This is a genomic window from Brevundimonas sp. (assembly GCF_031082345.1).
Classification (GTDB): Bacteria; Pseudomonadota; Alphaproteobacteria; order Caulobacterales; family Caulobacteraceae; genus Brevundimonas.
The window spans coordinates 1-10,502 of sequence record NZ_JAVHLH010000082.1; the positions used below are offsets into that span (position 1 = coordinate 1).

At 69.4% G+C, this 10,502-nt stretch carries 11 protein-coding genes, 1 tRNA gene and 1 other RNA gene; 8 read left to right on the forward strand and 5 right to left on the reverse strand.

The window, feature by feature from the left end:
* Together RDU12_RS07195 and RDU12_RS07200 are read right to left on the reverse strand one after the other, a co-directional pair.
* The coding region (locus tag RDU12_RS07195) for an SDR family NAD(P)-dependent oxidoreductase (RefSeq protein WP_308684346.1) at positions 1 to 498 on the reverse strand (498 nt) is incomplete at its 3' end.
* A 48-nt stretch (positions 499 to 546) separates the two neighbouring features.
* Positions 547 to 1,038: a GAF domain-containing protein gene (locus RDU12_RS07200; RefSeq protein WP_300292328.1), complete on the reverse strand. Its 492-nt coding sequence runs from the start codon at positions 1,036 to 1,038 to the stop codon at positions 547 to 549.
* A gap of 252 nt (positions 1,039 to 1,290) precedes the next feature.
* Between RDU12_RS07200 and RDU12_RS07205 the strand changes: the two genes are divergently transcribed.
* Together RDU12_RS07205 and RDU12_RS07210 are read left to right on the forward strand one after the other, a co-directional pair.
* A complete protein-coding gene (locus RDU12_RS07205; RefSeq protein ID WP_374990196.1) occupies positions 1,291 to 2,790 on the forward strand; it encodes a tetratricopeptide repeat protein in 1,500 nt (499 codons plus the stop codon).
* A gap of 15 nt (positions 2,791 to 2,805) precedes the next feature.
* Positions 2,806 to 4,299 (forward strand): hypothetical protein, encoded by a 1,494-nt coding sequence (locus RDU12_RS07210; protein WP_308684347.1) that lies wholly within the window; start codon positions 2,806 to 2,808, stop codon positions 4,297 to 4,299.
* On the opposite strand, the gene RDU12_RS07215 is transcribed toward RDU12_RS07210, so the two are convergent.
* Positions 4,297 to 4,369, reverse strand: a tRNA-Ile gene (locus RDU12_RS07215). The genes RDU12_RS07210 and RDU12_RS07215 overlap by 3 nt on opposite strands.
* A gap of 202 nt (positions 4,370 to 4,571) precedes the next feature.
* Between RDU12_RS07215 and RDU12_RS07220 the strand changes: the two genes are divergently transcribed.
* On the forward strand, positions 4,572 to 5,381 hold the full coding sequence (locus RDU12_RS07220) for an SIMPL domain-containing protein (protein ID WP_300290829.1): 810 nt from the start codon (positions 4,572 to 4,574) through the stop codon (positions 5,379 to 5,381).
* A 63-nt stretch (positions 5,382 to 5,444) separates the two neighbouring features.
* Here RDU12_RS07220 and RDU12_RS07225 read toward each other — a convergent pair whose 3' ends face one another.
* A complete protein-coding gene (locus RDU12_RS07225) occupies positions 5,445 to 5,717 on the reverse strand; it encodes a hypothetical protein (RefSeq protein WP_300290827.1) in 273 nt (90 codons plus the stop codon).
* A gap of 43 nt (positions 5,718 to 5,760) precedes the next feature.
* Positions 5,761 to 6,117, reverse strand: coding sequence for an aspartate 1-decarboxylase (gene panD / locus RDU12_RS07230; RefSeq protein ID WP_300290825.1), 357 nt, complete (start codon positions 6,115 to 6,117; stop codon positions 5,761 to 5,763).
* Between the two features lie 218 nt (positions 6,118 to 6,335).
* On the opposite strand from panD, the gene sppA reads away from it, so the two are divergent.
* From sppA to RDU12_RS07255, 5 genes are all read left to right on the forward strand, one after another.
* Positions 6,336 to 8,117, forward strand: a complete 1,782-nt coding sequence (gene sppA / locus RDU12_RS07235) for a signal peptide peptidase SppA (RefSeq protein ID WP_300290823.1) — start codon at positions 6,336 to 6,338, stop codon at positions 8,115 to 8,117.
* A gap of 109 nt (positions 8,118 to 8,226) precedes the next feature.
* Entirely contained in the window at positions 8,227 to 8,550 is a 324-nt protein-coding gene (locus RDU12_RS07240) for a hypothetical protein (RefSeq protein WP_300290821.1), read from the forward strand.
* Positions 8,551 to 9,312 (forward strand): N-acetylmuramoyl-L-alanine amidase, encoded by a 762-nt coding sequence (locus RDU12_RS07245; RefSeq protein ID WP_308684348.1) that lies wholly within the window; start codon positions 8,551 to 8,553, stop codon positions 9,310 to 9,312.
* A gap of 76 nt (positions 9,313 to 9,388) precedes the next feature.
* Positions 9,389 to 9,765, forward strand: an RNA gene (gene rnpB / locus RDU12_RS07250) — RNase P RNA component class A.
* 308 nt (positions 9,766 to 10,073) lie between these two features.
* A partial coding sequence (locus tag RDU12_RS07255; protein WP_308684349.1) for a division/cell wall cluster transcriptional repressor MraZ occupies positions 10,074 to 10,502 on the forward strand: 429 nt, incomplete at its 3' end.

Here is a 10,502-nt window from a genome sequence, read left to right on the forward strand (position 1 = left end):
CACGGAGCTGGTCTTGAGCTCCTCGGCCAGGCTCTCGGTCAGGCGGTGGACCCCGGACTTGGAGGCCGCGTAGGCGCCCATGCCCGCCGCGCTCTTCAGGGCCCCGTTGGCGCCGACGTTGACGATTCGGCCCTCGTCCGAACGTTTCAGATGGGGCAGGGCGGCGCGACTGGCGTTCAGGGCGGTGGTCACGTTCAGGGCGAACATCCGGTCCCAGGCGGGCTCGGCGTCGTCGACCGTCTGCCAGATGAAGCCGCCGGCGATATTGAGCAGGGCGTCCAGCCGGCCGAAGCGCTCGACCACCGCCGCCATGGCCCGCTCCGCCGCCCCGCTGTCGGTGAGGTCGACGCCGCCGAGTTCCAGCACGCCTTCGGGCGTTTCGCGGCCGGTGGCGTGGTCGATCACCGCCACCCGCAGCCCGTCGGCCACAGCGGCTTCGACAACCGCCCGCCCCAGGACGCCGTGACCTCCGGTGACGGCGATGACACGATCGGACATGGGCGGCTCCATAGGCTCGGGATTGCAGTTCGGGGGCGTCGGCTCGACCTAGCCGAACACCTTCGCCATCAGACGTTCAAGGGCCTGGGCGTCGACGGCGTCAAATGCGGCGGTCTCGGTCGCGTCGATGTCGAAAACGGCGATCAGGTTTCCGGCTCCGTCGATCACCGGCACGACGATCTCGCTGGCCGAGCGGCTGTCGCAGGCGATATGGCCCGGGAAGGCATGAACGTCCTCGACCACCTGGGTCGCCCGGTCGCGGGCGGCGGCGCCGCATACGCCGCGGCCGAAGGGAATGCGGAGGCAGCCCAGCGTGCCCTGGTAGGGCCCGACCACCAGCTCGCCTGGCTTGTCGGGATCGACGACGTAGAAGCCGGTCCAGAAGAAGGTCGGAAAGGCGTCGGCCAGCATGGACGACACCGTCGCCATGCGCGCCGTCAGGTTCGGCTCCCCGTCCAGCACGGCGAGAATTTCCGCCTCGACCTCGGCGTAGCGGGCGGCCTTGTCGGCGGGGCGATCGTCGCGGGCGACGTAGGACATCAGGCAGGGCTCCAGGCGAGGACAGCCATATAGGCGCCGCGGCCCGGCGAGGCGAGAGCCCCGCTTTTCGCCTGAGAGGGGAATCGCAAGTTGCTGATTCCGGTGGACAACTTTTGGCTCGCCACAAAATGGCCGAGCTGCGGCAACGCTTTGTCGCAAAACAGCGTTAACCTTGACAGACAGTTAACTGGACCGGACTGTCCCGGTCACGCAAAGCTTAACGGGTGAGCCAGGCGGACGCCCGCTCCAGTAGTGCGAGGACTTATGGGCGAGGGCGAGGCGAACAAGACCGACCACGGCCGGTCCGACCGGTCTCGCGGCCCCGTCGCCATCGCCGCGATCGCGGGCGTGCTGGCCTTGACCGCCCTGGGTATGGCGTCCTGCGGCGATGGGAGCGGCGGCATTCGCTTCTGGCAGCGCGCTGATGCCGGTTCGAACGCCTGCCCGCGCCCCGCCTCGCTGAGCGGCTCGGAATTCAACGCCCAGGAGACCGGACTGCGGGCGCTGCGCCGAGCCGCCTTCCGGGGCGACTTCTTCGCCCAGCTGGAGCTGGGATCGCGCTACGCCGCCATCCGCGCCACCGACAAGAATATCGAGGACCCGATCGAGAGCGCCACCTGGTACGCCATGGCGCTGGCCAATGACGAGGGCTACGCCCCGATCAACCGGGTCGACCGCGGCGGCTTCGGCGGCTGGCGGCCGCTGTCCAAATACGACGACTGCCGGGCCTTCGAGCGCCACATGGCCTACCAGCGGCTGGACCGCCAGCTGGGTCAGATGACGCGGGAAGAGCAGGAGTCGGTGCGCGACCGCGTCGTCTACATCCTGTCGACCCAGGATGCGGAGGGGTATCGCACCCTGGCCCGGCTGCATGACGGCCTCTACGGCCCGTTCGGCGAGCCCGAGGACAATCGCGAGGCGCGCGAGGCCTGGGGCGACAACGGCGGCGGCGCATCCGACAGCCGAAATCGCCGCCGCCGGGGGTATCTGTCAGCGACGAGCCTGTTCCCCCGCAACGACGTCGACGCCTATCTGTACAACTACCTCGCGGTGCAGACCGGCGATGTCGGCGCCTATGTGCTGATGAAGGATTTCGAAAAGTCCGCCCCCAGCCGCGACCAGTACAGCCGCTTCGTCGAGGCCAAGGCCCGGCAGTGGACGCCGCCGTTCGAATTCTATCCCAACGAGGCGCCCGCCTCGGGCGTGCCCTTCTCGGACGAGAGCCGTCCGCGCGGCGACGCCTATGAATACGCCCTGACCCGGATGGGAACGGAACTGCCGTTCATCCATGTCGGCCGCGCCCTGCGCTACCTCGGCATCACCGAGACGGCGGCGACGCGGCCCGAGGACCTGTCCAAACGACAGATCGAGACCCTGGAGGCCATGCTGGGCCATCCGATGGAGAGCCGGCTGTCCTATCTGGAGCGGGTCCGGGCCATCCAGCTGGCCGCCGTCAACGGCTCGTCGGAGGCGCAGTTGGTGCTGGCGGTGATGTACGCCGAGGGCATCGGCCTGCCGGCCGACTACGCCCGCGCCTTCAAATGGTTCGACGAGGCCGCTCGCCAGGGCAGCCCCGAGGCCAAATTCGCCATGTCGAGCTATTTCGCGCTCGGCGTCTCGGGGGTGGCGGATCAGGACAAGGCCCAGGCCGTGGCCCTGCGCATCGACTCGGCGCTGTCCGGCTTCGGGCCATCGGCCGCCCGCCTGCAGGCCGTGCTGGCCCAGGTTTCCCGTTCGCAGCAGCGCCGTTAAGGAGGGCGTGGACCCATGTCGACCCGTTTCCCCTTCGGTCGGATCCGCGGCACGGTCGCCGGCGTCGCCGTGATCGCGGCCGCCGTCGCCGGCGTCGCGCTGTCGCAGGGCCCCGCCGCCCACGCCCAGGTCGCCGCCAAGGTCGAGAGCCAGACCCGACCGAATTTCGGCCTGCTGCTGGATCCGCCGACGCGCAGCTATCGCAATCGCGGCTCGCAGCACCGGCGCTACGACTATCGCCGCCACCGGCCCGACTGGCGGCCCGACTATCCGTCCCACCGCCCCGGCGGCGAGGAGATCGTGCTGGTCGACTGCGGCGGCAATCCGGGGACCGGCGCGGTCGAGGACGCCGTGCGCCGGGTGCGGCCAGGCGGCACCCTGGTGATTCGGGCCCGCGCCGGCGCCTGCGTCGGCTGGCTGAACATCGACAAGCCCCTGACCATCATCGGCGAAAGCGGCTTCGATCCACGCGACTGGGCGCGCACCGGCAATCCGACCCTGCAGGCTCCCGACGGCCTGCCCTGCATCACGGTGGCCCAAGGCGTGCGCGTCGAGATTCGCGACCTGGTGTTCGCCTCGCCGCGCGCCGGCGACGCCGCCTGCGTGGTCGGCTACGGCGCCGAGATCATCATGAACCGCGTCGGTTTCCGCCACGCCGGGGACGAGGCGGCGATCTACGCCGACGGCGGCCTGCTGTATCTGCGCGACACCATCATCGAGGCCCAGACCATCGCTCCGGCGATCGTCGCCGACGGGGCCGTGCTCGACGCCTGGGAGGTCGTGGTGGCCGGGGCCCAGTCCGGGATGGAGCTGATCCCCGGCGCCGGCCAGACCTCGCGCATCGTTTCGACCACCCTGAAGGGGACCAATGCGCCGAACGCCTTCGGGCCGCGCTCGATCGGCGTCATCGTGCGCTCGGGCCGCGACTACGGCCGGGTCGAGATCGAGAACACCGCCATCCTCGGTTACGTCGAGGGCGTGGCGATCGAGGGGGCCTCGGTCGACATCAAGAACAGCCGCGTCGGCCGCTCGGACAAGGGCGTGGTGCTCTACAACGGTGAACTGCGGCTTGAGAGCAGCCGCATCCGCGCCGCGACGGTCGGCGTCGCCGCCGCCTCGGGCAGCGCGGTGATCGTCAACAACGTCTTCTCGGGCGTCCGCGAGGTGATCTACGCCGAGGACCGCGCCAATGTTCAGGCGCGCGGCAACATCGTCTATTCGCAATACGTCTGCCGGCCCCAGTTCCGCGACCGCTACCGCGGCCGTTACGAGCCCTACTGGCGGCCGGGCGAGGGCTGGGAGTGCGCCTTCGGCTCGTATCCGCGCGACTGGTGGGACGACGAGGACGGCCTGCTCGGAATCGAATACTACGACGACGGCTACACGCTCGACGGCTACGACCGCTATCAGCGCGGCGAAGGCTGGTACGACCGCGACGGGCGTTACATCCAGGACGGCCGCTATCGGGGCGAGGATCGCTGGAGCCGGGGCGGGGGCTGGCGGCGGTAGGCGCGGAGGGACTCGAACCCCCAACCAGACCGTTATGAGCGGTCGGCTCTAACCATTGAGCTACGCGCCCTCCGTGGCGGCCTTGCGTGGCCTAGCAGGCGGCGCGGCGGCTTGCCAAGCGCCATGGTTTCGACGCCGGAGCGTCGCTGTTTTCGCGCCGATGAACGGAACCTGCCGGCCGGGGTCATGCGTTGGTTCAGGGACAAACGGCCAAGGTGGCGCCATGGTCCGCGCCCACACCAGACGGACCGCCCGCATCAGGAGATGACCTCATGAACCGCCCCGCCGCCCCCAAGGCCAATACCGCCACCGCGCCGGCGCTCTCCAACCGTATCCTGCTGGTGAGCGGCAGCCTGCTCGCCGCGGCCGCCGTCGCCTTCGCGGCCCCGGCCGCCTTCGCCCAGAGCCAGCCCGGCGGGGGCGCCCCGCTGACCATCCAGGCGGTGACCGAGCGCCCGTCGCTGAACCTGTCGGCCTATGGCGAGGTCAAGACCGCGCCGGACATGGCGACGATCAGTTTCGGCGTGGTCACCGAGGCCGCCACGGCCGCCGAGGCCATGAGCCAGAACGCCGCGCGCATGAACCAGGTCATGGCCGCCCTGCGCCGCGCCGGCATCGCCGAGCGCGACGTCCAGACCTCGGGCCTGAACCTGTCGGCCCAATATGACTACGTCCAGAACGAGCCGCCGCGCCTGCGCGGCTACCAGGCCAACAATCGGGTGACGGTGATCATCAACGACCTCGACGCCGTCGGCACGACCGCCGACGCCGTGGTCGCGGCCGGGGTCAACCAGATCGACGGCATCGGTTTCGGCCTCAAGGACCCCACCTCGGCCGAAAATCAGGCCCGCCAGATCGCCGTGCGCAACCTGCAGGCCAAGGCGGCCCTCTACGCCCAGGCCCTGGGCGTGCCGCTGGGCGGCATTCGCTCGCTGACCGAGGGCGGCGGCTATTCGCCCCAGCCGCCCCAGCCGATGTACGCCCGCGCCGAAATGGCCATGGACTCCGGCGCGACGCCGGTGGCCGCCGGTCAGCTGACGGTGCGGATCGACATCACCGGGGTGTATGATCTCGAGCGGTAGGTCCTGATCACAACATCCAACCGGCCCCTTCCGCGACGCGGGAGGGGCCGTCTGCTGTCGCCGTCACTCCGACCGAACCAGCACCATGCCGACGCCGAGATTGAGGATGTAGCCGACGCCCAGGATCGCCAGGGCGGTGACGGCTCCGTCGTCATAGACCAGCAGGGCCAGGCTCCACGGCAGGGTCAGCACGCGGGCGGGGAGAAAGGTCAGCTGGTCCACCGACTGACCCAGCAGGTCGAGGCCCGCCGGGGTCGCCACCAGCAGGCTGATCGCTCCCGCGACGGCGTAGAGGCCGTACAGAAGCCATTTGATCCATGGAATGCTGCGGGCCATTTGACGCCTCCGTCCCGCAAGGAAGGCCCGCCCGAGGGCCGCGTCAAGCCGCGCGCTTGATCTCGTTATTGTCGTCCAGCAGCACCACGGTCGGCGACCACTGGCGCGCTTCCTCTTCCGGCAGCTGGCCGTAGGTCACGACGATGACCTTGTCGTGCTTCTGCACCAGGCGGGCGGCGGCGCCGTTGACGCCGATGACCTTCGAGCCGCGCGGGGCCTCGATGGCGTAGGTGGTGAAGCGCTGGCCGTTGGTGATGTTCAACACATCGACCTGCTCGTGCGGAAAGATCCCCGCGGCGTCCAGCAGGTCGGCGTCGATGGCGATCGAGCCTTCGTAATCGAGGTCGGCCTGGGTCACCGTGGCGCGGTGCAGCTTGGACTTCATCAGTGTGACCAGCATGGGGAGTGCGGTCCGGGATGACGCGGGGCGATCGGCCCCCGCTCGCAGGAGGCTGATATAGGGACAAGCGACCCCGTCATCAATCATCTCTGTTGCGGCGCACCATCCGGCTTGCGACGCATTCGCCCGTTACGGGACGTTCATTTGACGGCAAATCATGTGGCCCTATGGTCCGGGGTGGCCAAAGCCCGGCCCGCGCCCGGACCCCGACCCTCTCCATGAAGCAGTTCTTCCTGACGATGCTCGGCGTGTTCGCCGGCCTGGTGCTGTTCTTCGTCATCGTGCCGGTCGTGCTGATCACGATCGCGGTCGGATCGGCGTCGTCCAAAGCGCCGACCCCCTCGAACACCGTGCTCGAACTGGACCTGCGCGAGGGCGTGACCGATCAGGCGCCGACCAATCCGTTCGCCATGTTCGGCGGGGGCGGCCTGTCCACCCTGCAGATCGTCGACACCCTGGCCCAGGCCGAGGACGACGGCCGGGTCAAGGCGCTGCTGATCCGGCTGCCGGAAGCCGGCATCACGCCTGCCGCCGCCGACGAAATCCGCCAGGCCGTGCGCCGCTTCCGCCGTTCCGGCAAGGTCGTCATCGCCCACGCCCAGGGCTTCCAGCCGGTCGGCGCCGCCGTCTCCAGCTACATGATCGGGGCCTCGGCCTCGGAACTGTGGATGCAGAACACCTCCAGCTTCCAGCTGACGGGCTTCTCGACCGAGTCGATCTTCCTCGGTCGCGCCTTCGAGAAATACGGCGTCAACGCCGAGTTCGAGCAGCGCTACGAATACAAGAACGCCGTCAATGAGCTCACCGAGAGCGACTACACTCCGGCCCACCGCGAGGCGATGGCGGCGTGGATGACCTCCATCTACACCTCGGCCCTGGCCAATGCGGCGCAGGACCGCAAGGTGACGCCGCAGGCGCTGCGCGCGACCATCGAGGCGGGCCCGCACACCTCGGCCCAGGCGCTGCAACGCCGCCTGATCGACAAGGTCGGCCAGGTCGAGGAAGCCGAAGCCGAGGCGAAGCGTCGCGCCGGCCGGGGCGCCAGCATCCTGGAGTTCGGCGATTACGCTTCGTCCAAGGGCGAGCGCGCCGGTTCGGGCCGCAACGCCATCGCCATCGTCGGCGGCGAAGGGGCCATCATGACCGGCACCGGCGGCAACGCCGATCCGTTCGGCGGCGGCTCCTCGATCATGTCCGATGATCTCGCCGAGGCCATCTATGACGCCATCGAGGACGACTCGGTGAAGGCCATCGTGTTCCGCGTTTCGTCGCCCGGCGGCTCGCCGGACGCGTCGGAGCAGATTCTGGCCGCGGTCCGCGCGGCCAAGGCGGCCGGCAAGCCGGTGGTCGTGTCGATGGGCGACTATGCCGCGTCCGGCGGTTACTGGATCAGTTCGGAAGCCAACTGGATCGTGGCCCAGCCCTCGACCCTGACCGGCTCGATCGGCGTGTACGGTGGCAAGCTGGTGCTGGCCGACGCGCTCGGGCGCTTCGGCATCGACATGCGCAACCTCACCGTCGGCGGCGGATACGCCGACGCCTTCTCGCCGTCCGAGCCGTTCGACGCCGCCGACCGCACCGCCTTCGCGGCCTCCATCGACCGCACCTACGAGGAGTTCATCGCCCGCGTCGCCCGCGGCCGGAGCCTGCCGCCCGCCCGGGTGCGCGAGATCGCCCGCGGACGCGTCTGGACCGGCGCCCAGGCCAAGGCCCTCGGCCTGGTGGACCAGTTGGGCGGCCTGGAGGAGGCCATCGCCAAGGCCCGTCAGCTGGCCGAGATTCCCACCGACGAGTCCGTCCGTTTCAAACGCTATCCGGAATCGAAGTCCCCGTTCGCGGCCCTGTCCGACATGTTCGGGGTTTCGGGCGAGGCGGCGCGGGTCCTGATCGGCATCGGCGGGATCATGGACGATCCGGAGGCCGAGGCCGCCGTGCGCCGGCTTCAGGCCGAGCGGGCGCGGGCCTCGGGCGCCACGGTGCTGGCCGATCAGCCGTACTGAACAGCGACAATCGGACACTCGCCTGTGAGGCGGCCGGTCATTGACCGTTCACCTTGATGGACCGACATTCGGAGTTGAGCGTTGTTCGCAACGCTACAGAGGTGAAGCCATGACCCAGTCCGACCGCCTGATCTTCGGCTCCGGCCCTTCCGCCCGCCGACCCGCCAATGGGTTCGTGGCGTCCGTGATGTGGCTGGGCGGACTGGTCGCTACCTTGGCCGCCATGGCGGTCGGCGCAGTTCTGGCGGTGTTCACCGCCGCCGCCGTGGCCGTGATCGCGCTGTTCGCGGGGGCCCTGGTCTTCCTCGCCGGACTCGCCCTGCGCACCCGGCGGACCCTGTCGGTCCGCCGCCGGCGCGGCGACGACGTGATCGAGGCCCGCAAGGTCGACGGGACCTGGGTGGCTTACGGCTGGGAGCGTCCGGGCCGCTAGATGCTGGTCGTCCGGGACGCGCCGTCGCCCAATTTCGACCAGCGACGGGGTCCGCCCGACATGCTGGTGCTGCACTACACCGGCATGCCCGCGGCCGACGAGGCGATCGCCCGCCTGCGCGATCCCGAGGCGAAGGTCTCGGCCCACTATGTCGTCGACGAGGACGGAACGATCCTGCGGCTGGTGGCCGAGGAACGCCGCGCCTGGCACGCCGGCCGCGGCTCCTGGCAGGGCGAGACCGACTGCAACGCCGCCTCGATCGGCATCGAGATCGTCAATCCGGGCCACGAGTTCGGCTACCGCGACTTCCCCGGGGCCCAGATCGATGCGGTGATCAGCCTGATCAGCGACATCCGCACCCGCTGGACCATTCCCGACGCCCGCATCATCGCCCATTCCGACCTGGCCCCGGACCGCAAGCAGGACCCCGGCGAACGCTTTCCGTGGAAACGGCTGGCCTCGCTCGGCCATGGCCTGTGGTTCGAGCCCGCGCCCGAGCGGATCGACGCCCTCGGCGCGCCTCTGGCCGTCGGCGACGAGGGGCTGGGCGTCGTCGTCCTGCGCGCCGGCCTGCACCGGCTCGGCTACGGCCTGCCGCCCGGCGGCGACTATGACGACGAGACCCGCCTGACCGTCGAGGCCTTCCAGCGCCATTGGCGGCCGGCGCACGTGGACGGCGTCGCCGACGGCGAAACGCGCGCCACCCTGATGGGGGTGCTGCAGCTGGCGACCGCGGAGAGCGTGACCGGGGTGCTGAACTAGCGACGGCATTCTCCCTCCCCGCTTCGGGGGAGGGAGAACGTTGACCTCAACCCCCATACGGCCCATCTGTCCCCCGTCAGACGGCCGGGCGGTCGCGGCGGGGGCTTGCTCCCGTCGAGGAAAGTCCGGGCTCCACGGTGAAAAGGCGGCGGATAATTTCCGCCCGGGGCGACCCGAGGGATAGCGCCACAGAAAGCAAACCTCCGGCCTCGCGAGGCCGGTAAGGGTGAAAGGGTGGGGTAAGAGCCCACCGCGTGCCTGGCAACAGGGACGGCATGGCAAGCCCCGCCTGGAGCAAGACCGAATAGGGACGTCGCGCGGTTTCGGCCGCAGGGTTCACCGCCCGAGGCGTCCGGGTAGGTCGCGAGAACCGGTCAGCGATGGCCGGTCCAGAGGAATGATCGTCGCCGTCTCCGGACGGAACAGAACCCGGCTTACAGGCCGTCTGACCTTTTCCTTCTTGTAGGGCCTACCGCTCGCGCCGCGGGCGCTCGCTGCTTGGGGCCCCCGATGCATGGCTTGGCCGTTAACCTGTTGCATCGCAACATTCATCCACAGCCTGTGTAATACTTAGATGTTCTGTGTATGTTCTGAAATCTACAGCGTTCGGGGCGACGGCCGAGGTTAACTTCCGTCAACTAATCCCATTGAGACCCATTTCATCCCATGCTATCCCATACGTCTGAGTTGGGGATGAGCGGGCGCGTGAATGCGCTCCAGACGCAGAGGGGCGGATCGAAGGGTCCGAGTTGGGGCAGGGCGTGTTTCTCTCGACCTACGAGAAACAACTGGACGGCAAGCGCCGACTGCTGATCCCGCAGGAGTTCCGCACGGCCGACAACGGGGCCGAGCACGGCGTCTTCTGCTTCTTCTCGATCGAGTCCGATTGCCTCGAGGCCGGCGGCGACAAGCTGATGGCCGAATACGTCTCGATGATCGAGGAGCTGCCGTTCGGCGACGACGTGCGCACGGCGCTGGAAGAGACCTTCTACGCCGGCCAGCGCCCGCTGGCCTATGACGGCGGCGGCCGCATCACCCTGCCGGAACATCTGTGCCAGGACGCCGGACTCGGCGAGGACGTGGTCATCGTCGGCCTCGGTTCGCGCTTCCAGATCTGGGACCGCGCCCGCTGGAACGCCCGCCGCGACGAACGCCGGGCGCTGGCGCGGCAGGCGGTGCGCGAGCGCGGC